The sequence below is a fragment of the Pseudomonas sp. TE9122 genome (assembly GCF_056278925.1).
The window spans coordinates 2403342-2428938 of the sequence record NZ_JBWBQI010000001.1; the positions used below are offsets into that span (position 1 = coordinate 2403342).

General features: G+C 60.5%; 17 protein-coding genes and 2 pseudogenes. 3 read left to right on the forward strand and 16 right to left on the reverse strand.

The window, feature by feature from the left end; all coding sequences use genetic code 11:
* Positions 1-20: 20 nt before the first annotated feature.
* The 10 genes and pseudogenes from ACZ9BE_RS10935 to ACZ9BE_RS10980 form a co-directional block, all read right to left on the reverse strand.
* Entirely contained in the window at positions 21-2795 is a 2775-nt protein-coding gene (locus ACZ9BE_RS10935) for a malto-oligosyltrehalose synthase (RefSeq protein ID WP_476249391.1), read from the reverse strand.
* The gene (gene malQ, locus ACZ9BE_RS10940; RefSeq protein ID WP_095179954.1) at positions 2792-4870 is read right to left on the reverse strand and encodes a 4-alpha-glucanotransferase; all 2079 of its coding nucleotides are present in this window, start codon (positions 4868-4870) and stop codon (positions 2792-2794) included. The genes ACZ9BE_RS10935 and malQ overlap by 4 nt, the downstream gene beginning before the upstream one ends.
* Entirely contained in the window at positions 4867-6669 is a 1803-nt protein-coding gene (treZ, locus tag ACZ9BE_RS10945; RefSeq protein WP_476249392.1) for a malto-oligosyltrehalose trehalohydrolase, read from the reverse strand. Before treZ ends, malQ begins: the two co-directional genes overlap by 4 nt.
* 17 nt (positions 6670-6686) lie before the next feature.
* A complete protein-coding gene (gene glgA, locus ACZ9BE_RS10950) occupies positions 6687-8273 on the reverse strand; it encodes a glycogen synthase GlgA (RefSeq protein WP_016774645.1) in 1587 nt (528 codons plus the stop codon).
* A gap of 590 nt (positions 8274-8863) precedes the next feature.
* Positions 8864-9817 carry a D-2-hydroxyacid dehydrogenase family protein gene (locus ACZ9BE_RS10955; protein ID WP_460061228.1) on the reverse strand — a complete coding sequence of 318 codons (954 nt, stop codon included), beginning with the start codon at positions 9815-9817 and terminating at the stop codon, positions 8864-8866.
* Between the two features lie 12 nt (positions 9818-9829).
* Complete coding sequence (locus tag ACZ9BE_RS10960; protein ID WP_256809768.1) at positions 9830-10876, reverse strand: alpha/beta fold hydrolase; 1047 nt, start codon at positions 10874-10876, stop codon at positions 9830-9832.
* Between the two features lie 86 nt (positions 10877-10962).
* Positions 10963-11397 (reverse strand): YqaA family protein, encoded by a 435-nt coding sequence (locus ACZ9BE_RS10965; RefSeq protein WP_150742084.1) that lies wholly within the window; start codon positions 11395-11397, stop codon positions 10963-10965.
* Positions 11397-11843, reverse strand: coding sequence for a DUF411 domain-containing protein (locus ACZ9BE_RS10970; protein ID WP_236168868.1), 447 nt, complete (start codon positions 11841-11843; stop codon positions 11397-11399). Before ACZ9BE_RS10970 ends, ACZ9BE_RS10965 begins: the two co-directional genes overlap by 1 nt.
* A gap of 240 nt (positions 11844-12083) precedes the next feature.
* Positions 12084-12611, reverse strand: a pseudogene (locus tag ACZ9BE_RS10975) (methyl-accepting chemotaxis protein); the annotation flags it as partial.
* Positions 12612-12944: 333 nt separating this feature from the next.
* A pseudogene (locus ACZ9BE_RS10980) lies at positions 12945-14075 on the reverse strand (HAMP domain-containing protein); the annotation flags it as partial.
* A gap of 353 nt (positions 14076-14428) precedes the next feature.
* Here ACZ9BE_RS10980 and ACZ9BE_RS10985 point away from each other — a divergent pair.
* Positions 14429-14956 (forward strand): hypothetical protein, encoded by a 528-nt coding sequence (locus ACZ9BE_RS10985; protein WP_310215854.1) that lies wholly within the window; start codon positions 14429-14431, stop codon positions 14954-14956.
* A 45-nt stretch (positions 14957-15001) separates the two neighbouring features.
* Here the strand turns inward: ACZ9BE_RS10985 and ACZ9BE_RS10990 are convergent, their stop codons facing one another.
* Genes ACZ9BE_RS10990 through ACZ9BE_RS11010 form a run of 5 tightly spaced genes read right to left on the reverse strand, consistent with a single transcriptional unit; the run spans position 15002 to position 22051 of the window.
* On the reverse strand, positions 15002-15937 hold the full coding sequence (locus tag ACZ9BE_RS10990) for a GNAT family N-acetyltransferase (protein WP_095179965.1): 936 nt from the start codon (positions 15935-15937) through the stop codon (positions 15002-15004).
* The gene (locus ACZ9BE_RS10995; protein ID WP_476250135.1) at positions 15906-17216 is read right to left on the reverse strand and encodes a phenylacetate--CoA ligase family protein; all 1311 of its coding nucleotides are present in this window, start codon (positions 17214-17216) and stop codon (positions 15906-15908) included. The genes ACZ9BE_RS10990 and ACZ9BE_RS10995 overlap by 32 nt, the downstream gene beginning before the upstream one ends.
* Before the next feature lie 43 nt (positions 17217-17259).
* Positions 17260-19662, reverse strand: a complete 2403-nt coding sequence (locus ACZ9BE_RS11000; RefSeq protein WP_476249393.1) for an aldehyde dehydrogenase family protein — start codon at positions 19660-19662, stop codon at positions 17260-17262.
* A gap of 1 nt (position 19663) precedes the next feature.
* Positions 19664-20794: a LuxE/PaaK family acyltransferase gene (locus ACZ9BE_RS11005; RefSeq protein ID WP_476249394.1), complete on the reverse strand. Its 1131-nt coding sequence runs from the start codon at positions 20792-20794 to the stop codon at positions 19664-19666.
* Positions 20795-20803: 9 nt separating this feature from the next.
* Positions 20804-22051: an MFS transporter gene (locus tag ACZ9BE_RS11010; protein WP_460143220.1), complete on the reverse strand. Its 1248-nt coding sequence runs from the start codon at positions 22049-22051 to the stop codon at positions 20804-20806.
* Positions 22052-22406: 355 nt separating this feature from the next.
* Between ACZ9BE_RS11010 and ACZ9BE_RS11015 the strand changes: the two genes are divergently transcribed.
* On the forward strand, positions 22407-22595 hold the full coding sequence (locus tag ACZ9BE_RS11015) for a hypothetical protein (protein WP_041480969.1): 189 nt from the start codon (positions 22407-22409) through the stop codon (positions 22593-22595).
* Between the two features lie 9 nt (positions 22596-22604).
* Here ACZ9BE_RS11015 and ACZ9BE_RS11020 read toward each other — a convergent pair whose 3' ends face one another.
* Complete coding sequence (locus tag ACZ9BE_RS11020) at positions 22605-22982, reverse strand: fe2+ zn2+ uptake regulation protein (protein WP_024012892.1); 378 nt, start codon at positions 22980-22982, stop codon at positions 22605-22607.
* Between the two features lie 243 nt (positions 22983-23225).
* Here ACZ9BE_RS11020 and pvdQ point away from each other — a divergent pair, with 243 nt between their 5' ends.
* The gene (pvdQ, locus tag ACZ9BE_RS11025) at positions 23226-25565 is read left to right on the forward strand and encodes a bifunctional acylase PvdQ (RefSeq protein ID WP_476249395.1); all 2340 of its coding nucleotides are present in this window, start codon (positions 23226-23228) and stop codon (positions 25563-25565) included.
* Positions 25566-25597 lie beyond the last annotated feature (32 nt).

Here is a 25597-nt window from a genome sequence, read left to right on the forward strand (position 1 = left end):
GCAATGCTCCTGAACTGAACTCATGCTTGTGTTAAGTGTTGGATAAAGAGATTGACCGGGACATCCCCCAGCGCTTCGCTGACATTCAGCTCCCTGTTTTGTGTGACTACGCTGCTTGCAAAAAGTCCCTTCAGGTTTGCATCCGAAGCGGCAGACGGTAAAACGACCCGCGTATCGCCCCAGCGCAGCGCATCGACCTGCGGGATGGCACTGTTTTCCAGCAACGTTGCGCAACGCACCGGCACTACGACAATGGCCCGCGCGCCTTCGTGTTCACGCGCGAATGCCAAGACGTTGTGCGCCTGACTGCCCAATACTTCCAATGGCTGGTAATCGCCACGGCGGAACAGCTCGCCGTGTTCCTTGCGCAGGTTCAACACCTCACTGATCAGCGCCTGTTTGATGCGCCCGTCACGCCAGTCCTTAAGCAGCTCGGTACCCGGCACGGATGCCTGCAACGCTTGCTCGCGTGCGGCGTAATCCACCGGGCGGCGGTTGTCCGGGTCTACCAGACTGAAGTCCCAGTACTCGTTGCCCTGGTACAGATCCGGCACACCCGGCACGGTCATGCGCAGCAAGGTTTGCGCCAGCCCGTTGAGCGCGCCGGCAGCGGCGATGCTGTTGACGGTCTTGCTCAGCGCCGCACGCAGCAACTCGCCTTCTTCACCGGTCAGCAGCTTCTCCGTGAAAGCCTGGGCCGCGTTTTCATAGGCTTCATTCGGCGCGCTCCAGCTGCTTTGCAGCTTGGCTTCGCGCAGGGCTTTCTGTTGCCACTGCCAGATGCGCTTGGCGTAATCGGCGAAACCGGCCTGGTCATCGTCCTGCAACTCCAGCGGCCAACTGCCGAGCAACGCCTGATAGAGGATCAGTTCGTCGCCGGCAGACGGCGCGTCATCTTCGATGCGCACGGGGCGGGCGAGGGCGCGCCACAGTTCGACCTGGTCGGCGTACCAATGGCTGCGCTCACTGAGTACGGCCAGCCGGGCGCGGGTGTCTTCGCCGCGCTTGTGGTCATGGGTGGCGGTCGCGAGCAGGTTGTCAGGAAACTCCGTCATACGCTGTTGATTGACTTCGTGGAACTCGCTGACCGGCGCGCTTAACTGCTCGGTGTTGTAACCGACATCATTGCGCGACAGCAGCACCGCCGAGCGATACAGCGCGGTATCTTCCACGGCTTTGGCAGCTGCCGGCGAAGTCAGTTGCTGGAAACGCACGCAGGCATGCTTGAGGATCTTGCGCGAGCGCCCCCGTGGCTTGCGTCGCCATGGCGTGCCGCCGAGCCAGCTGGCAACCGAGTCGAGCACGGGCCAGTCAGCTTCGCTGAGGGTCTGCCGCGCACCGTCCATGGCGTGCTGGAAAATCGCCTCGTCCTGTTCCGAGCGGCCCAAGGCGCTGATGTAGGTGCGGTAAACCGGGAAGTGCACGATCAACGCATGCAGCACGCGGCGAATCGCGCCCAGGGTCAGGTCGCGGGTCATCAAGTCATCCCGCGCGACTTGATGCAGCGCCTGCGCGACACTTTCGAAGTCGCTGGCCAGCGAACCGTTGAGAATCTGCTGACGGGCCAGTTGCGCTTCTTCCATGAACGCTGCCGGGCGCTCGGTGCGGCGCTGCCAGAGTTCGCCGAGGACATGTTCGCCATCCGGGTCGTGTTGCAGCAGCGACAGCTGATTCATGAACTCGTAACCGGTGGTGCCGTCGACGCTCCAGTCGCGGCGTAGGGTTTCGCCCTCGCCGAGGATCTTTTCGACATAGATGGGCAGATGACGTCCCGGTGCCAAGTGATCAAGGCGACGGCGCAATTTGCGGCAGTAGCCACGCGGGTCGGCAAGGCCGTCGATGTGGTCGATGCGCAGGCCGTCGACCAGACCTTCTTCAACCAATTGGAAGATCTTGCCGTGGGTTGCTTCGAACACTGCCGGGCGCTCCACGCGCAGACCGCCAAGCTCGTTGATGTCGAAGAAGCGCCGCCAGTTGATGTCGTCCGCAGCCGTGCGCCAGCTGGCGAGGCGATAGCTTTGCCGCTCGAGCAACTCGTGGAGCTTGTGGAAGCCCTCGTCGATGGTCGAATCGTATTGGGCGACATTGCTTTCGATGGTGGCCAGAACACGCGGATCGCTTGCCAGCTCGCGCAACTCCTGCTTCAGCGGGATCGCCAGCGAGTGAGCATCGGTCTGGTAACTGAGCGTACTGAAACGATCTGCCAGCGATTTCAGCGTGTCGTCGGACTTGAGCAGCTCGCCATAGTTGTTCGGGCAGATCGGGAAGTGGTGGTCGTAATGCTCGACGTAAAAAGTGCCGGCCTGCGCGTTGAATTTGAGCTTGAGTGTGCCTTCCTGCAACGCCACCCCGTAGTCACTGCCAAGAAACGGCAGCAGCAATTGGCCTTCCATCAACGGGTCCGGCGAGTGCCACTGAATGTCGAAGAATTCGCCATACGGACTCAGGCGTCCCCATTCGAGCAGGTCAAGCCACCACGGGTTGTCATTGCCGCCCACGGCCATGTGGTTGGAAACGATGTCGAGAATCAGCCCCATGTTGTGTTCACGCAGGGTGCTGACCAGTTGGCGCAATGCCGGCTCGCCGCCCAGCTCCGGATTGACCTGGGTCGGGTCGACCACGTCGTAGCCATGCATGGAACCGGCGCGCGCCGCCAGCAGTGGCGAGGCGTAGATATGGCTGATGCCGAGTCGGGCAAAGTACGGCACCAGTGGCACCGCTTGTTCGAGGGTAAAACCTTTATGAAATTGCAGGCGCAACGTGGCGCGCAGTGGCTGGATTTGCTGTTGATTCATTGGTCACGCTCAGAGGCTTGAAGGCGCGCGCAGGCCAGCAGTTCCAGGCGGCGGGCGGCATCGGGGCCGTCCAGCAACGCTTCGCTGGGACCGGGCAAACGTCGCGACCAGTTCGGATGTGAATCGGTGGTGCCAGGCAGATTCGGCTGTTCATCGATACCCAGGGCATCTTCCAGCGGCAGCAGCACCAGCGGCGCGCGGGTGTGGCCGAGGAAACGCACACTAGCATCGACCACTTGATCGGCTTCGTGGGACTCTTCGCGGAAGTTCTGTGGATCCTGACGCAGCGCATCGCGCAGGCCTTCGCGTTCACGCTCGCGATGCCGGCGCCAGTCGATTTCGCCGTTGGCATCGACCAGACCGAGGCGCGCGTTCCAGTCGATATCGCGGCCATGCCACCAGCCATTGAGTGTCGGCAGGTCATGGGTGCTGGTGGTGGCGAGCGCGTCATCCGGCCAGTCGAGAATCGGTTTGAAGCGGGTATTGTCCTGTTCGAACAACAGCACGCGCATGCCGAGAATCGAGCGCGCGGCGAGTTTTTCCCGCAGGCCTTCCGGCACGGTGCCGAGGTCTTCGCCGAGCACGATGGCTTGATGCCGATGCGACTCGAGGGCCAGCAGACGCAGCATGTCGTCGAACGGATAATACAGATAGGCGCCATCGGCCGGGGCGGCGCCGTTGGGAATCACCCACAGGCGTTGCAGGCCCATGACATGGTCGATGCGCAGGCCTCCGGCGTGGGCGAAGTTGGCGCGCAGCATCTCGATGAAGGCACGGAAACCGTTGCGGATCAGCCCTTCCGGCGAGAACGCGGAAATGCCCCAACCCTGGCCGCTGCGGTTCAGGATGTCCGGCGGCGCGCCGACGGTCAGCGAGGCGAGCAATTCATCCTGAAAACTCCAGGCCTGACTGCCGGCACCGTCAGCACCGACGGCGAGGTCGGCGATCAGGCCAATGCCCATGCCGGCACTGCGCGCGGCAGATTGCACGCGCTCGAGGCAGCGATGGATCAGCCATTGGCAGAAGGCGAAATAACCGATGCGCTCGGCATATTCTTCGGCAAAAGCGCCCAGCGCCGCGCCGCGCGGGTCGTGCCAGTGCTCCGGCCATTCGCGCCAGTCGAGGCTTTCGCCACGGGCCGCGCGCATTTCCTGAATGGCTTCGAAGCGGCAATGGTTCTCCAGCGCTTCGCCACCGGCATGCCGGAAGCTGGCGAAGTCGGCGTGCAGAGGATGCTCGCCAGCGACGAAACCGTCATATAAGGCTTGCAGCAGTTTCTGCTTGGCTTGTGCGGCGGCAGGCCAGTCGATCAGCTTGAGATTTTCCAACTGGTCGAACTGCGCGGCCAGGCCACTGGCATCGATTGCGTCACGCAATGCGCGCTCGCCGAGAATGCTGCCCGGCGCTGCGTACAGTGAATTGAGAAACAAGCGGCTGGACGGCGAATAAGGGCTGTAGCGGCCATTATCGGAGCTGAACATCGCGTGCATCGGACTGATCGCCAGCGCATCGGCGCCGCGTTCACCCGCTACACGAACCAATTCCTCCAGCGCCTGGGTGTCGCCAAAACCACCGTCACCCGGACGGCGCAGCGAATACAGCTGGGCGCTCAGACCCCAGGCGCGCGGGATCGGGCTATCGACCGCATCGCCAACGCTGAAACAACGCTCAGGCGCCACAGCGAGCGTGAAATACTGATCGCCGATGTGCACTTGCTGGTAACCGACCGGAATCAAGCCGGGCAACATGGCTTCGTTGTCCAGCTTGAGGTTCATCTGCGAGCCGTCTTCAAGATGAATCTCGCAGGGCGTCTCCGGTGTGAAGTAGCGACTCAGGTCGAGGGCAACGCCAACGTCGCAGGTCAGCAGGGGCGGCAGATGGCGGTCTTGCTGGACTTCTTGCAGTTGCAACAGGCTGGCATCGATTTCTTGCGCGGTGCTGGCGGGGTGGCCGAGTCCGATCAGGACATTGCGCAACACAGCGGGAGCGACTTTTTGCTGACGCCCGTTGGCGTCGATCCAGTCGACGGCAAGGCCGGCTCGACTGGCGAGTATTTCCAGTTGCGCATCGCTCATAGGCGCTCTCCATCCAGGGGGTGCAAAAGGGGTGCGGCCGTGAGGCTGACGAGCGCGGTGTACGCCGGCAGTTGGTTCGGGTCCGACAGTTCGATCGCGGCTGGCTGTTGAAACAGCCACTCGGTATCGGTCTGTGCAGGGTTGACCACTGGCGTGTCACTGAGGTTCAGGTCAATTCGCAGCTCACTGCCGTTGCCCAGCCGCCAGCGCGCGCTGACCGCTCCATAGCCGAGCATTTGCGCGCCCAGAGCCTGGGTCCCGGAGAGATGGGGAATGATGTACTGATGGCGCAACTTCAGCAGTTGCCGGTAGAGCTCTTGGGTCTGCTGTTGCAATGGCGTACCGCTGCCGGACAGTCGCGGCTGCGAAGCGTGGAAAGTGCTTTCGGCATTTGGATCAGGGATCTGTTCGCGCTTGTGCGGATCGGTAAAGGCACTGAATGCGGCGAACTCGTTGCGCCGACCTTCACGCACCAGTTCCGCCAGTTCACCGTGATGGCTAGTGAAAAACAGGAACGGTTGCTCGGCGGCAAACTCGTCGCCCATGAACATCAGCGGAATCATCGGCGACAGCAGCAACAACACCGTCGCCGCCTGCACCGCACGCGGGTCGGCAAGCTGATGCAGACGTTCGCCAAACGCGCGGTTGCCGATCTGGTCATGGTTCTGCAGGAACAACACGAAAGCGGTGGAGGGCAGATGTTCGCTTGGCTCGCCGCGAGGTTCGCCATGGCGAGTGATGTGGCCCTGGAATACGAAGCCCTGACTCAGGCAGCGCACCAGTTGCTCGGTGGGCTGCGCGGCATAGTCAGCGTAATAGGCGTCGGTTTCGCCGGTCAGCAGCACGTGCAACGCGTTATGACCGTCATCGTTCCATTGCGCGTCGTAATCGTTTTCCAGCAGGCTCGACTGGTTCAGCTCGTTTTCGACGGTCAGCCAGACGTGCCGGGTCGGGTCGATCTGCTGGCGAATGCGCCGGGCCAGATCGCTGAGGAAATCCGGGTCTTCAATCGCGTGCACAGCATCCAGACGCAGGCCGTCGAAACGGTATTCGAGCAGCCACATCAGTGCATTCTCAATGAAGAACTCGCGCACTTCCGGGCGGCGGAAATCGATCGCCGCGCCCCAAGGCGTGTGCTTGTCCTCGCGGAAAAAGCCTTTGGCGTAACGATGCAGATAGTTGCCGTCGGGGCCGAAGTGGTTGTAGACCACGTCGAGAATCACCGCCAGGCCATGACCGTGGGCGCTGTCGATCAGGTGTTTGAGTTGTTCGGGGGTGCCGTAGGAGGCTTGAGGTGCATAGGGCAGCACCCCGTCGTAGCCCCAGTTGCGATCACCGGGAAATTGCGCCAGCGGCATCAGTTCGATCGCGGTAATGCCCAGCGCCACCAGCCGCGCCATATGCTGTTCGACTTCGGCAAATCCACCGAGCGCACCGACGTGCAACTCATAAATTACCGCTTCACTCCACGGCCGACCATTCCAGGTCGTGTGCCGCCATTGATAGGCATGGGGGTCGACCACCACGCTGTGGCGGTCAAGGTCACCATCCTGCGCTCTGGAGGCCGGGTCCGGCACCTCCAGTTCGCCATCGATGCAGTAACGGTAGCGACTGCCCGCCGGGCAATTGGCCTTGATTACAAACCAACCGTCACCCTGAGGCAGCATGGGCAACGATTTTCCATCTTCCAGTTCCACACTGACGTAGAACGCGTCAGGCGCCCACAACGCAAATTGCGTGTGCTCGGCATCCAGCATGATCGCGCCGTGGGGCCAGGTTTCTTGGGTCCTTGACGGCATTTTCTGCAACTCCCTGGTTATTTGTGGCTGGCTTTACCCAACGCCTTGGCGACCAGTTGTTCGTAAAGTTCGGCGTACGGTTCAACCGCTTTGCTCCAGTTGAACGGTGCAGCCATGGCACGGCAGCGCATGGCGTTGAGCAGTTCCGGAAAGGCGAACACCTTGAACGCGCGGCTCAGGGCTTCCTTGTAGCTATCAACGGTGGACTCATCGAAGAGGAAACCGGTGACGCCGTTTTCAATGGTGTCGGCCAGGCCGCCGGTGTTGCGCGCGACCGGCAGCGAGCCGAAACGCTGGGCGTACATCTGGCTCAGGCCGCAAGGCTCGTAGCGCGACGGCATCAAGAGGAAATCGCTGCCGGCGAACATGCGTCGGGCATCGGTTTCGTTGAAGCCGATCCGCACGCCGATCTGGCCTGGGAAACGCAGGGCCAGTTCACGCATGGCTTGCTCTTCCTCCGGCTCGCCGCGACCGATGATCGCGATCTGACCACCGTTCTGCACGATGAACTCGGACACCGCTTCGGTGAGGTCGAGACCTTTCTGATAGACCAGGCGCGATACCACGGCGAACAGCGGGCCGGTGGAGTCATTCAGGCCGAACAGCTCACGGACATGGGCGGCGTTGACCGCTTTGCCTTCCCAGTCGCCGATGGCGAACGGGGCAAACAGGTGCGGGTCGGTCGCCGAATCCCAGCTCTCGTCGATGCCGTTCGGGATACCGCTGAGCAGGCCTTGCTGGGTCTTGGCGGCAAGGAAACCGTCGAGGCCGCAGCCGAAGTCCGGGGTGGTGATTTCTTGCGCATACGTCGCGCTGACGGTGGTGATGTGGCTCGAATAGGCCATGCCGGCCTTGAGGAACGACATCTTGCCGTAGAACTCCATGCCTTCCTGTTGCAGGGCATGGGTGGGAATCCCCAGCTCCGGGCAGGAACCGAGGCTGGTCACGCCCTGGTAGGCAAGGTTGTGAATGGTGAACAGCGTTGGCGTGCGCTGCCCGCGCCAGTGCATGTAAGCGGGCGCGAGGCCAGCCGGCCAGTCATGGGCGTGCACCAGATCCGGGCGCCAGTGGATTTGCGCAAGGTTGGCGGCGATGTCGGCAGCAGCCAGGCCGAGACGGGCGAAGCGGATATGGTTGTCCGGCCAGTCGCGACCGTTGTTGGCGCCGTAAGGGCCACCCTCACGCTCGTAGAGTTCAGGGCAGATCAACACGTAGATCACCAGACCATCGGGCATGTCCATACGACCGATCTTGCAAGGTGGCAGCGCGGCGTGGCCACCCAGCTCGCCGATGATGTGAATCGGGTTTTCGCTGTGCACCACTTGCGGATACCCGGGAATCAACACCCGCACGTCATGCAGGTGGGCCATCGCCCGGGGCAGGGCGGCGGAGACATCACCGAGGCCACCGGTCTTGACCAGATCGGCGATCTCAGAGGTCACGAACAACACTTTTTTCTTGTTGGGATTCTGGCTTGCTACCGGAGCAAGCGTCTTGGTGCCGGGTACGTTGATCTGTCGGCTGCCGGGAACACTGATGGTGCTCGATTCTCCAAGCGACTGGTGAGCACGCTCTCCCTGAATATCCAATGCCGCACTGATCATATGTATCTCCCGTGTGTGATCTGATTCTTGTCTCGAACAAGCTGTTTCGTGGCCAAGTCCTGTGGCCGGGCGCAAAGGCGCCACGCATCGGTGAGCAAATGCTGACCCAACACGCGCAAGCAGAATGGGTGGTGAGGCCGTTGCAAGGATTACACCAGTCGCTTTCGCCCAGTTGTTCTGATGACCTGTGGCGTGAAGCAAAAGTTTCGACTTTTTTTCGTCGGTATGACCGAGTGGTTTGGCCACTGAAAAATGAGTCTAGGCCAGATCCTAGAGCGGGTCGGGGCAAATGGGTAAATTGTTCGACAATCGGTTGTGTCGGAATGTAAGCGAGGGTTCAGGAGGGGAAACGCTCCGACGAAGGGCATGTTTTTCGGTCCGAGCGGACCAAAACAGTGACTGGGCAGTCACGGTTTTGTGCTAGGGGATGGGCGAGTTGCACCGTTGTGGTGCGAGCGTATTGCAGAGTGGAATCTGAGATGACCTCTTCGCGAGCAGGCTCGCTCCCACATTGGACCGCGTACAACCTGTGGGAGCGAGGCTGCTCGCGAAGAGGGCGATTGAAGCAAATGAAGTTTAAAGCGATGGACTCAGTTCAACAGACGCACCGGCTCCCCAGCTGCCCAACCCCGAATATCCTCGATCATCTGCCGGAAGAACTGCTCGTAATTCTGCCGACTGACATACCCCACATGCGGCGTGGCGAGGACATTGTCCAGCGTGCGAAACGGGTGCAGAGCCGGCAACGGCTCTTGCTCGAATACGTCCAGCGCTGCTCCGGCAATGCGCCGTTTCTGTAGCGCCTTGATCAACGCGGTTTCATCGACGATCGGCCCGCGTGCGGTGTTGACCAGCAATGCGGTCGGTTTCATCCAGTCCAGCGCCTGGGCATCGACCAGACCGCGACTGCGTTCACTGAGCACCAGATGCACCGACAGCACGTCGGCCTGCTCGAACAGTTGCTGCTTGCTGACGTACGTCACGCCGGCCTGTTCAGCGCGTTCGGCGGTGAGGTTTTCGCTCCAGGCGATCACCCGCATGCCGAACACCTGACCGAACTGCGCGACCCGCTGGCCGATGCTGCCCAAACCCAGGATTCCCAGGGTCTTGCCATGCAGATCGCCGCCGAGGCCCTGCTGCCACTGGCCGGCCCGCAGGGCATTGGCTTCCTTCACCAGATCACGGGTGGCCGCCATGATCAGCGCCCAGGTGAGTTCCGGCGCGGCGTGTTTGTAGCTATCGGTGCCGCAGACCTTGATGCCCAGCGCTGCTGCGGCCGACATGTCCAGCGCGGCATTGCGCATGCCGCCGGTGGCCAGCAACTTCAGATTGGGCAAGCGCCCGAGCAAATCGGCGTCGAAGCGCGTGCGTTCGCGCATGACGCAGATCACCTCGTACTTGCCAAGGCGCTCGGCCAGTGTGGCGTTGTCGGCCGGGTAATCATGCACAAAGGTCACTTCACCGATGCTCTCCAGCACGGACCAGTCGACCACGTCGCGGGCCACGTCTTGCCAGTCATCGATCACTGCAATCTGCACCGTCATCGGCTTGCCTCATCAAGGAACGGAAGGAGTCTTGCCCAGCCAGCCGAGCAGCGCCTGATGGAATTTCTCCGGTTCTTCCATTTGCGGCGCATGACCCATGCCCGGGAATTCGATCAGCGTCGACTGCGGAATCAGCTTGGTGACCTGTTTGCCAAGCACCTCGTAATGACCGATTTTGGCTTTCACTTCCGGCGGCGCGAGGTCCTTGCCGATGGCGGTGGTGTCGGAGGTGCCGATCAGCAACAGGGTCGGCATCTTCAGATCCTTGAACTCGTAGTACACCGGCTGGGTGAAGATCATGTCGTAGATCAGCGCCGAGTTCCACGCGACCTGGGTCTTGCCCGGACCGTTGCTCAGGCCGGCGAGCATGTCGACCCAACGATCGAATTCCGGCTTCCAGCGGCCATCGTAATAGGTGGTGCGCTCATAATCGCGAATGCCCTTGGCCGTGACCTTCAATTCACGCTGATACCACTGATCGACGGTGCGATACGGAACGCCGAGGGCTTTCCAGTCTTCCAGACCGATCGGGTTGACCATTGCCAGTTGATCAACCTGCTCAGGGAACAGCAGCGCATAACGGGTGGCGAGCATGCCGCCGGTGGAGTGGCCGAGCACAGTGGCTTTCTGAATGCCCAAAGCCTTGAGCAATTGCTGGGTGTTGGTGGCCAGTTGCTGGAAGCTGTACTGATAATGCTCAGGTTTGCTGGATGTACAGAAACCGATCTGATCCGGCGCAATCACGCGGTAGCCGGCGTCGCTCAGGGCTTTGATCGAACTGTCCCAGGTCGCTGCGCAGAAATTCTTGCCGTGCATCAGCACCACGGTGCGGCCGTTGGCCTTGCCATTGGCGGCGACGTCCATGTAGCCCATTTGCAGCTTCTGGCCTTGGGATTCGAAGGCGAAATGTTTAAGCGTGTAGGGGTATTGGAAACCTTGCAGCTCCGGGCCATAGGCAGGCCCTTCGGCGGCAACGGTTTCAGTGGCTGCGTGCGCCATTAACGGCAAGGCAGCGCTGAGGACCAGGCCGGGCAGCCAGCGGGAAAGCGTGACGGACATAAGCACAAACTCCTTGAAAATTGGCCGACTCTGGAAGGTCGGGATTACGCCGACGTTAAACAAAGGCAATCACACTGAGGGTTGGTTCAACCTAGCCAGCCAAGTGTCAGCAAGGCCAGCACGCCATAGCGCGCGCCTTTGGCAAGGGTGACGATCAACAGAAAGCGCCCGAGCGGTTCGCGCATGACGCCTGCTATCAAGGTCAGCGGATCGCCGATCACCGGCAGCCAACTGAGCAGCAGCGACCAATGCCCATAGCGCTCATAGTGCTTGCGTGCCTTGGCCATATGCCCAGGGCTGACCGGAAACCAGCGTCGATCCTGAAACCGTTCGATGCCACGGCCCAGCCACCAGTTGACCAGCGAGCCGAGTACGTTGCCCAGCGTCGCTACCGCGAGCAAACCCCACAGCCAGTAACGCTCGCTGACGATCAGGCCGACCAGCAGCGCCTCGGACTGCAACGGCAACAATGTCGCCGCGCCAAACGCAGCAAAGAACAGGCCGAAGTAGGCTGCCCCCATCAACGGGCCGGGTAGTCCGCCACTACCACGTCAGCGCCGTCCTTCTTCAGGCCGATCACTTGGTACGCATCGCTCATGCCGTCCATTTCCATGCCCGGCGAGCCCATTGGCATGCCCGGTGCAGCCACACCCAGCAGATCGTCGCGCTTGCTCAACGCAAGCACCTGATCGGCCGGCACATGGCCTTCGACGAATTTGCCATTGATGATCGCGGTGTGGCAGGACGCCAGACGCGGTGGTACGCCGTGCTGCTGTTTAAAGCTGCTCATGTCGCTTTCGACGTGATCTTCGACTTTGAAGCCATTGGCTTCGAGATGGCTGATCCACTTTTTGCAGCAGCCGCAATTGGCATCGCGGTGCACTTCGATCGGGATCAGTTCGGCGGCTTGCGCCAGGGAGGAGGTGAACAGGGCGCTCAGGGCGAGCAGACGCAGTTGGCTTCGCATGGGAATGGGCTCTCGACTCGGTGAAGGTCAGCAAGAACGCATTTTGACCGGTTTTTCCATCCCGGCATCAACTGAGTGTTTCCAGTTGCTACAAGACAGCCGAACCAATGTGGGAGCGAGCCTGCTCGCGAATGCGGTTGACCAGCCGCAGATACAGTGACTGAAAAATCGCTTTCGCGAGCAGGCTCGCTCCCACAGGGGATTGGCGTAAAGGCCGAAATCCCCGTGGTCGCGGTTGGCTTAACTGACCTTGAACCGCCCCATGATCGCGCTCACGCGGCTATTGGCTTCGAGCAACTGGCGGGTATTCAGCTCGCTGGCCTGGCCGCTCTGCACCAGTTCATCGACCATGTGGCGAATCTGCACCATGCTGCGGTTGATCTCTTCGGTCACTGCGCTTTGCTGTTCGGCGGCGGTGGCGATCTGCGTGCTGAGGCTGTTGATGTGGCTGACCGAACCGGCCATTTCGTCCAGCCCCGAGTTGACTCGGGCAGTGGCGTCAGCGGCGGACTGGCAACTGGCCTGGGTGTTTTCCATGGCACTGACCGAGGAACTCACGCCTTGGGTCAGACGGGTCAACATTTCGTTGATTTCCGAGGTACTGGCCTGAGTGCGGGCGGCGAGGGCGCGGACTTCATCCGCCACCACCGCAAAGCCGCGACCCTGTTCACCGGCCCGCGCCGCTTCAATCGCGGCGTTGAGGGCGAGCAGGTTGGTCTGCCCGGCAATCGCGCCGATGACGCCGAGGATTTCGGTGATGCGCTGGGCGTCCTGCTGCATGTTTTCAACTTTGTGTGTAGCGCTGGCCACTTCGTCGATCAGCGCGACCACGCTGTTGGTCGCTTCACCCACCACGACGCGCGAGCGGTCTGCGTTCTCATTGGCACGCTGGGTGAATGCAGCGGTTTCAGCGGCGTTTTGCGCGACGCTTTCAGCAGTCGAGCTCATTTCGTTGATGGCGGTGACGGTCTGATCGGTTTCCGAAGCGTGACGCAGCAGAATCTGGCCGGTATGTGCCGAGGTGCGCTGCAGGTTGTCGAGGCTGGAAGCCATGGCGCCGGTGGCCTGGGTGACTTCGCCGATCATGTTCTGCAGATAGGCGATGAAGGTGTTGACCGAGTGACCGATGGCGCCCAGTTCGTCTTCGGCGCGAATGGTGATTCGGCGGGTCAGATCGGCGTCTCCGCTGGACAGCGAGTCAATGTTGGCCTTCAGCGCTTTCATGCGCAGCACCAGCTTACGAATCGCGTAAACCTGCAACAGCACCAGCAGGATCACCAGCGGAATCTGGATCAGGCTGAGGCTATGGAGCACGTCATCGCGCTGGGCAGTGAGCATCTTGGTCGGCAGGGCGGTGGCGAGGAACCACGGTGTGCCCTCGATAGGGCGCATGAAGAAGGTGGCATCTTCACCGTTGTTATCGAACTCGACGCGTTGCGCTGTATCGCGATTCTGCAGGCCGGTCTTGATCTGATTGACGAAGGTCGAGCTGGCCGCCAGTTCGCTGATGTTTTTCAGCACGATCGGGCCGCTGATGCGCGAGCTGTTGCTGATGATCTTGCCGTCCGCCTCGACGATGAGCATTTCGGCGTTGAGGTCCTTTTCCTTGCGCGCCACCAAATCGTTGAAGAAGCCCAGGGTCACGTCGATGGTCGAAACGCCCCAGGCGCTGCCGTTCTTGTAGATCGCCATGGCGCAGTTGGTGCGCGGCTCGGCGCTGGCGTCGTCCTTATAGGCAGCGGCCCACGCGCACTGGCCGCGCGGAGTGGCCATGCCGCCCTTGTGCCAGCTCTGGTCGTAATAGTTGGGCGCCGCATCGCTGTTCCAGAACGTGTTGACCTTGAGTTGGCCAGAGGCGTCACGGTGCCAGAAAGTGCTGAATTTGTTGCGCCCGGCTTCACGCTGGCCCGGTAACGGCCAGATGCCGCCGCCGAAGACTTTCAGCTCGCCATACTGATCCACCAGCCCTGGCAGCACCACGTCGATGGCGGCGCTGTCGAGCAGTGGGATGGTCTGGGTGATGCTGCGTTGCTGCGCCTGGACCTTGTTCAGTTCGCCCTGAATCTGCACGGCGACTTCGGCGATGCGGTTGAGCACGACCTTCTCTTCGGTATCGCGCAGGGTCGGTGCCACCAGTTGGCTGATGCCGACCACGGTCAGCACGGACAACAGCAGAATGAACAGAATCAGAAACAGCGTGTAGCGAGCCTGAATAGTGCGCAGTGCGGGCATGGAACTGATCCTTGAGCGGCTTTTTTGTTGGAGGGCAGGAATAAAACAGGGCGGGTATCACAGCGTATCGTCGTTGCGGGCCGAAGCTTTAGGTGCTTGCGCGCCGAAACAACGCTGGGCGATGACCGGTTGGTATCGGGATGGGTACAAACCCCCGGATCGCCACGTTTGTTACATCAAGATGACGGCTCTGAACCAATGTTTACGGGATGCAGGCTTGTGTCGCGAATGTACGAGATTTGTAAAAAAGCGCACAAAAGACTTGGTGCGATCAGGCGCATCGGCCGATACTCGCGCCCATTCAATTGGTTGGAACAAGGACATTTCATGCTCACCGCACAAGGAATCCTCGCATGACGATCGGCTATACCGGCGCCTGGGAAAGCAAGGCAGGCGTAATGGTCCGTGATACCGGCGCGAAAAAGCAGGTTTCGCAGAGCGTCAAAGTGCAGCAGATGCTGACGCTGGTCGGCAACGATCCGAATGCGCTTAATGTGGCGGAGATGGATAAGCAGGGTTTGCGCAAGCAGATCAAGGGCTTCGACCCGGCCAACGTTTCCGTCAAGCAGTTGGGCAACCTCAGCGAATTCCTGCGCGGGCGCGGCCTGATTTCCGAGATCACCTCGATCACTTTGCTCAATGCCGGCGACAAATTCGACCGCTTCGGCGTGCAGAAAGACCCGGAGGCGAAGTTCAACGCGCTGGAATATTTCGCCACTCAGCTCGATGCCATCCAGACCAACAGTCTCAATGGCAATTACTACGGCAAGAGCCTGATCCCCGAATTCAAGAAAGCCATTTACGTCCTGCAGAATCTCAAGACCTATGGCGAAGGCAATGCGCCAGTTCCGTCTGACAAAGGCCTGAAGGCAAAGGCGTAACGTCTGCTGATGACGCCCGCTCATCCGTGTGCGGGCTCATGCTGTTTACGCCGCCGGCACGGCTTGCCGAGTGATGTGACGTTGTGCCTGGTCATGCAACTGCTGCATGTGCGGACAATGCAATGTCAGCCTGCGCGTGCGGTAGCCACGATGAAACAGCGCCAGCCATCCCCCTCGATTATCCTGTGCAGGCGCCAGGCCGGTGAAAGCAAAACCGATGGCGTTGAGGCTGTGCAGATCCACGGCAAACTGTCGCGAAAGCTGTAGACGAATCGAAACCAGCCAATGCCCGGGCAGTGATCGCAACTGGTCGAGCAGTTCCGGATTGAGTTTTTCCAGCCACATTTCATGGCGGCTGCCGTGCTGCTGGACCTGAACCGAAGCTCCGCGCCAGCGTCCTGCATCAGCCCCGACGCCGAACACAGCGCTCAGACGCTCCATCAAGGGGCGGCAACTGGCTGGCCATGCCTGTTCTGGCAATGGCCGTTGATAGCCATCGATAGCACGTACACCCAACACGATCGACTCGGGTTTTTTGCAGCCAAAGGGTGAGCGGACATAGTCCGGCAACAATCCAGTGTTGTGAAAACCGAGGTTGATAGCCATGCGTTGGGTGTAAGGGTGATGGGTGACCTGTTTGATCGAGACGCTGCGACAACCCAACGCCTGCGCATGAGTCAGCAGTTGTCCGCCCAGCCGCGTGGCAATGTTCTTTCCACGGGTATCGGGATGTACGACGCTCAAGGCCAGTTCGGCATCGTGCGAGCTTTCGCTTTGCCGATACAAAGTGGCATGACCAAGAATCCGCTCACCCTCCACTGCAACCAGTGAATGCCAGCGTTTGTCGGCGTGGTTCTGATTGATCAGGCAGGGCATGTAAACGTCGGTTTGCACGTAATGATCACCGTAGACCTCGCGAAACAGCTGGCTGACGGCCTTGGCGTCGGTGTCACGGTAATTGCGCAGAATCAACGACTCCATCACGCACCTCCCGCTCTTCCTGGTCATAGCAGCGCAAGTCGACGATCCGCAGGCTTTTCCCTGCGCGAGGATGGCGCGCCAAGTCCTCAAACCGGCAACTCTTGATGCGCAGCTCCAATAACCGCTCAGCCCGCAGTTGCGCGATCGGCGGGTACAGTTCGATCAAGCGGGCCTCAAGTTTCTCGTCGATGAGCGCCGATCGTTCGATGACTGCGTATTTCAACGTCAAGACATCAGCGCTGTTGGCTTGTTCGATCAGCAATTGCCAATCGTCGCTGCCAGTAATGCTCCGTACGCTTTCGCTGATTTCATCGGTCATCAGCGACAGAATGCCGACCCGCACCCGCTGGCTATTGCCGCTGCGTCCTCTCAGGGCGAATTTGCGTCGTGCAGTGCCCGGCGGTTCGCGCCAGCACGCTAGATCTCCGACGGGATAGCGGATCAGCGGCATCAAGCGGCGATGCAGATTGGTCAATACGAGCAGACCGGTTTGATTGCAGGCCTCGATCGTTGCGCCGCTGTGCTGATCGACAATCTCCAACAGGACGTGACCGTCGGGTGTGCGATGTTCTCCTTCGATGCAGTCAGGATGACTGGCGCCAATGAATCCGCCATCGACGCTGGCGTAGCCGATCGAGGCAATGCGCGCGTTGGGCAGCACTTGCTCAAGGAGCTGGCGTTGTGAGGCAAACAGGCTCTCCCCGCCGTAAAGCACACTATCAACCAGGGGCAACGTAAGGCCGCGTTGTTTGAGCCAACTGGCGAAAGTCAGTAATTGCGCGGGCACGCCAGCCAGTACATTGATTCGATGCTGGTTGATGGCGTCGGCCAACTTCGGTGGATCAACCTCGCCGGTAAACGGAAACTCGCTGACAGCTGTTTGAACATGGGCGAGTGAGTCATGAATAAACAGAAAACTGGCGTAGAGGTCGCCAGCGAAGAACAGATTGGCGACACGGTCCCCGGGGCTGAATTGCTCGCTCAGACTGCGGCCGAAATCTTCCACCGTGCGCTGCCATTCCGTGCGGGCATACACGGACAGCCTGCCACCGCCGGTTGATCCACCGGTCTTGAACACCAAGGCGTGCCCAATGGGGGCCGTCAGGACCGGCCATTGCGCGAGATCCGCGCTGTCTTTCCAGAAGTCTGCCGGATCAAGCAGTGGCAGTTCGCACGGTGAACTTATCGCCTCGGGGGTGTTGGCGAGACTGTTCTTGTAGTAGGGCGAATGCTCACGGGCGAAACCCGTTAATTCGCTAATCGAGTCGGTTGTTTTCACGGTGTGTTCTTCTTGATTCGAATGAGCCAGCTCACGGCAAGCGTCAGCGGCGGGAGTCAATGACCAGCGGCGTCTTGCCACTGTGTTTGTTTCGAACGAAGTGTTCGGGCGAGCATTGCTCGATCTGCAGCACCAGCAATCCGCTGTCGATGATGGTCGTCAGGGTCAGGTAATCGGCGAGACGTGTTTCAACGGTGGCGGCTGTAAGTTCGCAATGCAGTTGCATGCGCTCGACGCCCTCGGCGCTGTGGTCCAGATGCAACTGAAACGGCACTTGCAGCCGTGACGCCAATTCGCTCAGGGAGATAAAGTCAGTGCCGATACGCAACAACTTGCCGTGGCGTTGCAACAGTTCAAAGCGGGGCGACTTCAGCCCGCAGGCGCAGACGCCCGGGAGCCAGCGTCCGCTGTCGCCAATCTCATAACGCTGCACGCGCTGACCACCCTCGCGGGCGAGCGAGGTCACCACCAGCCGGCCCACTTGATCGTCGATCACCGGCACATCCTCATCGAACGCTACAATCTCCAACTGCTGGATCTCGCTCATCAGATGGAAAACCCCATCCGCCGAATCCTCGCAGGCATGCCCAAGCGGACCGGCGTCGACGCTGCCGTAAATCGCCGAGCGAATGGTCGAGACGCCACAACTGCGCAGCAATTCACGGTTCTGCTCGCTCAGGTGCTCGCCACCGAGAAAGACCTTTTCGACTCCGGCATAAGCACGCAGACGCTCCTGTTCATTGAGAAACAGACGATGCAGGGTGCCGGGCATACCGACCAGCACGTTGACCCGTTGGTCGATGATCAATTGGGCAATCTCCCGATAATCGTCATCAGCAGGTGCGGCCATGGGCAGGTGCGTCACCTCAAGCAGTTCCAGCGTTTTGCTGAAGCTGAGAAAGCCGCCGTACAGTCCGCCACAGAAGAACAGGTTCATGACTCGGTCTTGTGCTGGATCCAGACCGGCAGCGAACAGGCCATCAGCGGTCGCGCGCATCTGCCGATCAAAGTCGCGATAGCTGTAGCCGGCCAGAGCAGGGGTGCCGCTGCTGCCTCCAGAGCGGAAATACAACTGCGCCTGATCGTTGATGGGCTGGGCAACGAAGGCTTCTTTGTCCATGATCGCAGTGCACGGCGTCGCCGCTGATGGTGCTGGATCGAGACTGGCCTGATTCGGCAGTTGCGTGGCTGCAAGACTCACCGATACCCGTCGACTCAAACGTTGCAGCGCATAGACGCCATCATGGGGTTCGCCCTCGTACCCGTCGTGAATGTTGCCGATCGGTGCGATCCGCGTGACTCCGGCAGCGATCAACGCATGGGTAAGCTCGACAATTTGCGATTGTGCGCATACCAGCGCACAGCTTTGCAGGACGTTGCGCCACGGCAGCAGAGTGGCGGGCAGCAGCGCCTGCGGCACCGGGTGCAGCAATACGCTGCGAAACAGCGGCGAAGGTGCGAGTTGCCGATCATGGCTCCAGATCACCCGCCAGCCTGGGCCATTCCACACTTGCCCGGTGTGACCGGCAAAACTCTGACCGAGGCGGGCCATCTGCGTGTGCGTGGTAATTTGCGCAGCTTCCTGGCGTGTCGGCACCAGTGCCGGCCACTGTGCGGCGCGTCGTTGCAGGGCCTGCGCCAGGCGTTCACCGATATCGCGCAAGACTTGCGTGTCGTCGCTGTCCACCAACAGCCATTGCGGGCTGGAGCAGGCCTGCTGATCCAGTCGGCAAACTTCGTCGGCGACGGCATCAAGCGCCTCTGGCGTAGCCGATGCAGGAGTGAGATAGACGAAGCTGATGCGATGCCCCCAGTCGATCCAGCGACAACCCGGCGCGAGCTGTTGCCGAATGGCTTGCAAGGCCGCTTCGCCACCCCACGCCGCGACACCATTGGCCGATTTGCATAATTGGCCGATCTGCTCGGTGCTCGCTGGAACCACCGCCACGTGGCCGGCCAGTTGTCCGCTCGCATCGCAGTTCACCAACGCCCGCAACAGTCGCGCCGTCAGGCCTTGATCGCTGCGGCTGGGGCGCAACCAGTTGACGTTGCCGGCGAGCAGACTTTCCACCACCGCGCAAAAGGCCAGCAGCGGCGCGTTGGCCGGGGTGATGTGCACCACCAGCCCGAGCGGGCGCCAGGCTTCGAAGCGCGGCAGGCGATAATCGATACGGCGCAGGGAGTCGGCAGCGACGCCGAGTTCGCGCTGGCGTTTGATCGTCAAGGCTTCAGGTTGGCAGAAATCGATCAAGGCCTGCCGTTGTTCGCTGTCGAGGGGCAGGTTCGTGCGCGAGTCACGCAGCAGCTGGGCAAAAACAGTTATCGCCGTGATGACCGTGCTGCTGTCTAGCGACGTCGCCAAACGCTGGGGCAACTTGTGTTGCAGGTCTTGCAGCGCTTGGTCGAGGCTGTAAATGTCGTGCAGTTGTCCATTTATCAAATACATTTCAGTGACTTCCCAGTAATTCGGCGGCGGCCATCGCGCAGCTTCTGCCGGCCGTGGTGCCGGCGCGGCCGTGCAGTTCGAACCAGTCGCTGGTCAATCCACAGCCGCAACTTGCGCCCGGGTGCAGCGTGGCAAGGTCGCTCATCACCACGGCATGCGCCGGGCTGGATGAGATGTAAGGCGAGACGAAGCCGAGCAGGCCTTGTTGGCCATAGGGCAGCAGAGAAAAATCCGCCGCATCGCGAATCAGCACCCGCGAATACACCGGCACATGAAAGCGGTGACGGGCGCATTCGATATAAGGCACCGCATGCTCGACAGCGCCGTAACCGTCGCGGCAGCGGGCGGTTTCGATGCCCAATTGCCGATGGATATGGGCATAAAACTGTTGTTTAGGAATTTCCTGCGCAGCCAGGGTTTTCCAGCCGCCGCCAAAAAAGGCCAGCGAACCGGCGGGCAATTGCACATCCTGCACAGCGCTAGCCTGCATGCGTTGCAGGGTCTGCCAGAGAAACGCCGGGAAGCCGAAAATCCTCACCGGCAAACCTTCTTCAGCGAATGACTGCAATGCGGCGATGACACCGAATACGTCGAACTGATGGCCGCTACCGGTGTTGCGCAAGGCGTAAACCACGCGATTGACCGGGGCAAACCGACAGAGAAACTGGTCGGTAAACGAAGTCCCGAGCGTAATGTGACCCTCGGGTTCGTAGCTCAGCAGCAGGTAATTGCACGGCGTATCCGGAGTATCCCAACCGTAATGGCGAAAGATCTGCGCAACCATGAACTGCGCCCGCGCCAGGCTGCGTTCGTCGTAACGCATCCGGCTTTTCTGTCCGCTGGTGCCCGACGAGGTCAGTTCCAGGGCGTCCGCCCCCGTGCTGCTGAGCAGCAAGTGTTGCTTGAAGAAACTGGCAAAGATCGGCGGCAGACGCGACCAGTCATCAAGACTGTCGAGGTCTTGCGGCGCCAATCCATGGGCGTTGAGCCAATGGGCGTAACCCGGGGTGTGGTCGCAGTGAAAGCGGCTGATTTCCTTCATCGCCCGATCAAACAGACCGGGCGCGGCTGAATCCGCGCAATAGGGTTGCTTCAACGCGCACAGCGCGTCGGCATAGGGTAGGTGAGTCATCAGTGTTCCTTACTGAGGCGAGGCCACATCAGCTGTGGTGGTTTGCAGGAGCCGGTACACCATGGGCAGGCACATCAGCCCGCCGAATGCGGCCCAGAGGGCGAAGTATTCAAGACGGTCGCCGCCACCGATGGCCGCAATCAGCGAACCGCCAAGGCCCATGACGGCGATCGAAATCATGCCGGTCAGCGCCGACACCAGACCTTTGCTGTCGTCGCTGGCAAACAGCGCCAGGCGATACACCGCGGCGTTGCTCATGCCCAGCCCGACGGCGTACAGCGACAAACTCGCCACCACCGGACCAAGCCCCGCGCCGAACAATGCGCACGCGGCCAGAAACAGAAGGCCCAGACAGAACGGCCAGAGCGCCAGTTGAATCAATTGCGTCAGCGAATGAGTCTGCAGCAAGCGGTCGAGAATCAGATTGCCGGCAATCACCGCTGAGAAAACCGGAATCTGCCACAGGCCATATTCCAGCGGCGGCAGTTCCAGCACCCGCACCAGCAGCAACGGTGCCAGGCCTATCCATGTGATCAGGGGCAGACTCATCAGGCCCAGCGCCAGACTGGCGCAGAGAAAACGCGGGTTGCCTAACAACGCGCCATAGCGCCGTGAAGTGCAACGCCAGGAGAAGGGCACACGGGGTGTTCGATGACCATCGCGGCGCTCGACGCCTACGGTTTCCGGCATCCACAGCAACAGACCGAGCCAGACCAGCGCTGCCGTGAATCCCAGCAGCAGAAAGATTTCCCGCCAGCTCAGCCATTCCAGCAACAGGATCCCCAGTAGCGGCCCGAGCAGCGGCGATAACAACGCAACATTGCCGAGCAAGGCCATCAGCCTGACGGCGTCCGCTTCACAGAACACCTCCTGTAGCGCCGGATAGCTGACTGCGACGACAAACCCCAGACCCATGCCTTGCAACAGCCGCAACAGGTTGAACGCCCCAATACTGTCGGTGAAAAAAGCCGCCGCGCACGACAATCCGAACAGCGCGCTGCCCGATAACAACAGTGGTCGTCGGCCGTATTGATCGGACAACGGGCCGAGCAACCATTGCAGGCACACGCCACCCAACAGATACAGGTTGAAGGCATGGGGAACATGCCGTACGTCCGCGTCGAGGTCGGTGGTGACATCCAGCATCGCTGGCATGATCACATCGCTGGCCATGTAAGTGAGCAGTTCGAAAGCGGTCAACGCCAGACAGAAACCCGCAACCTGTCTGGGGCCGATATTGATAAGTGTTCTCTGCATGAACATCCCTGTTTTATGAGTGGTAGGAAGTTCGCAGAGCCTAGGCGCAGGCGCACAGCCGACCTAGCCGTTTGCTGCGTCAGCAGATTTCAAAAACTTACGGCATGTTTAAAGGATTGGCGCGGCGTGAAACCTGTTTACCTGGCTGCCATTGCGGCGCAAACAACGATGCCCGCGTCAGTGCGGGCATTGATTGCGCCAGAGCAGGGAGGGCCATGCCTTAAGGTCGGGTTACCTTGCAGCCAAAAGTCTTCAGGGGCGGTAACATGAGCACCCGTTTGCCCCGGCGCATACCCGTAATCCGGGGAACGCTCGGCGTGCAACCGGCTACATTTCAATGTTTCAGGAAACCGCAATGACCCAGAAGCAACGCTTGATTTATTCGATTCTGATCGCTCTGTCGGTACTGGCGATCATGCTGGGCCTGTCCTGGCTGCAGAATGCCGGCATGATCACCGAGAAGACTTTCCAGTACGTGGCAATCGGCGTGGCGGTCGTGGTGGTCATCATCAACGGCGTGATGCGCCGCAAGGTCAAGCCCTGAAGGCGAGCCTCATTCGTGGTTGAGGACCGCTGCAGCCTGCGGGTGCAGGCTGTAACTCTTGTCGGCGTTGAAGGTGATCACGCCTTCGGCGCACAAGCGTTTAAGCACTTCTCGCACGCTGAGAAACGACAGCGGCACGTCCAGATCGAGCAACTGGCTATGTACGCCACGTACGCCCAGGCGACGATTGCTCTGTGCCGCCACGAGCAGGGCGTCGATGACTTTCAGGCGAATCAGGCTGGTGCGCAGGCCGAAGCTCTTCAGCAGCACGCGAATACGCTCATTGCCCGGACGCTCGCCGCGCTGGGTGAAATTGCCGGTGTGCGAACCCATGGAAACGCCCTGTGGCGTCTGGCTACCGTCCGTTGGTAGTTGCGAGTTGTACATGCGATTACTCCTTTTCAGAGCCAGATCGGGAAAGGTTTTGTTGCGCTCTCTAAACAAGACGTTTCAGCACGACAAATCATGAAAGAAAAGATGTAGAAATTTCGTCGCTAATTCGTCTCAGCCTTGTGATGACGGCATTGCCCCAATGGGCTACCCGCTAAATTTTTTCCCTCAGCTTCGTTTCTTCGACAGGCTCATTGCGCGTGGACGCAGGGGCAATCGACCTTTCGATCAGGAGCAAGCGTGATTATTTCCAGGCAACTTACCGGGCTGGCCCTCGCCAGCACCTTGTTCGGGCTGAGCCTGTCGGCCCATGCACTGAGCCCGGCTGCACAAACCAGCGCCGATATTCGCCGCACCAGTTTCGGCGTGCCGCACATTCGCGCTGATAACGAGCGCGGTCTGGGTTTCGGCATCGGTTACGCCTACGCCCAGGACAATCTGTGTTTGCTGGCCAACGAGATTGTCACGGTCAACGGCGAGCGCTCACGCTACTTCGGCCCGGAGCAGTTCACTGTCGAACAACGGGAAAACCGCGTCAGTGATGTGTTCTTCACCTGGCTCAATACTCCAGAAGCGGTCGAAACCTTCTGGCAGGCGCAACCGACGCAGGTCCGCGACCTGGTCGAGGGATATGCCGCCGGTTACAACCGCTATCTGGCTGAACGCCGTCAGCAAGGGTTGCCGCAGCAATGCCAGGGCGAGTGGGTACGTGATATCAGTGCCGAGGATCTGGTCAAACTGACGCGGCGCCTGCTGGTTGAAGGCGGGGTGGGGCAGTTCGCCGAAGCCGTTGCTGGCGCGACACCGCCGCAAGCGACCGCGCAGGTGAAGCACGACACCGTGGCGTTCCAGTTGGCCGACGCGCGTCAGCAACGTTTTGCTCTGGATCGCGGCAGCAACGCTGTGGCGGTCGGCAGCGAGCGCTCGTTCAATGGCCGTGGCATGTTGCTGGCCAACCCGCATTTCCCATGGGTCGGGGGCATGCGCTTCTATCAGATGCACCTGACCATCCCCGGCAAGCTTGATGTGATGGGCGCCGCTTTGCCGGGATTGCCGATGATCAATATCGGTTTCAACCAGCATCTGGCCTGGACCCACACTGTCGACTCGTCGAAACACTTCACCTTGTATCGCCTGCAACTTGATCCAAAGGATCCGACTCGGTATTTGCTCGATGGCAAGTCGCTGCCGCTGAACAAACAGACGGTTACCGTGCAGGTCAAGCAGGCTGACGGGCAGGTCGTAGCGGTTGCGCGCGACATCTACAGCTCGCAGTTCGGCCCGATCGTGCAATGGCCGGGTAAGCTCGACTGGGACAAGCAATATGCCTACAGCTTGCGCGATGCCAACCTCGACAACGACCGCGTGCTCGAACAGTGGTATGCGATGAACCAGGCCAGCAATCTCAAGGATCTGCAAGACGCGGTGCACAAGATCCAGGGCATTCCGTGGGTCAACACCCTGGCGGTGGATGACAAGGGCCAGACGCTGTACATGAACCTGTCGGTGGTACCGAACGTCAGCGCGGAAAAACTTGCCAAGTGCAGCGACCCACGCCTCGGTCTGCGCATGATCGTGCTGGACGGTTCCAACAGCGGCTGTGCCTGGGATGTCGATCCGCACGCGGCGCAGAAGGGCATCTTCGCTTCCAGCCAGTTGCCGCAATTGCTGCGCAGGGATTTCGTTCAGCACTCCAATGATTCGGCATGGCTGGCCAACCCGGCTCAACCGCTCACCGGCTATTCACCGCTGATCAGTCAGGAAGGACAACCGCTGGGCCTGCGCTCACGATTCGCGCTTGATCGTTTGGCTGAACTGAGCAAGAAAGGCCCGCTGGCAGTCAAGGATCTGCAGCACATGGTCATGGACGATCAGGTCTATCTGGCCGCGCAGGTCATGCCCGATCTGCGGAAGTTCTGCGGCGCCGATCTGGGCAGCGATGCCGCGACACTCAAGTCCGCGTGCGCCAGCCTCAAAGCCTGGGACGGCCGCGCCAATCTGGATTCCGGGCTCGGTCTGGTGCATTTTCAGAACATCATGCAGGCGCTGCTTGAATCAGCGGATATCTGGCGTGTTGCATTCAATCCGGCAGATGCGCAACACACTCCTCGCGGCCTGGCAGTCGAACAACCTGCCGTCGCCAAAGCACTGCGTGAAGCGATGCTCGCGTCGGTTGAGCGGGTCGCAAAAATGGGCCTGAAACCCGACACGCGCTGGGGTGATGTCCAGGTGGTCAGCAGCGGCGGGCAGCAAACGCCGATTCATGGCGGGCCGGGGACGCTGGGCATCTACAACGCGATGCAAAGCGTGCCCCGCGAAGACGGCAAACTTGAAGTGGTCAGCGGCACCAGCTATCTGCAAGTTGTGAGCTTCGATGAAAAAGGCCCGCACGCCCAAGGGCTGCTGGCGTTCTCGTTATCCAGTGATCCGATGTCGAAATACTCGCGGGATCAGACTGCTGCATTTTCGAAGAAGCAGTGGAGTGTTCTGCCGTTCACCGAACAGCAGATCCAGGCGGATCCGCAATATCAGGTGCAGACGATCAAGCAGGATCAGGCAGGGAAGGTGGCAGCGCAGTAAAACAGTCACAGCTCGAAACAAACGAAGGCCGC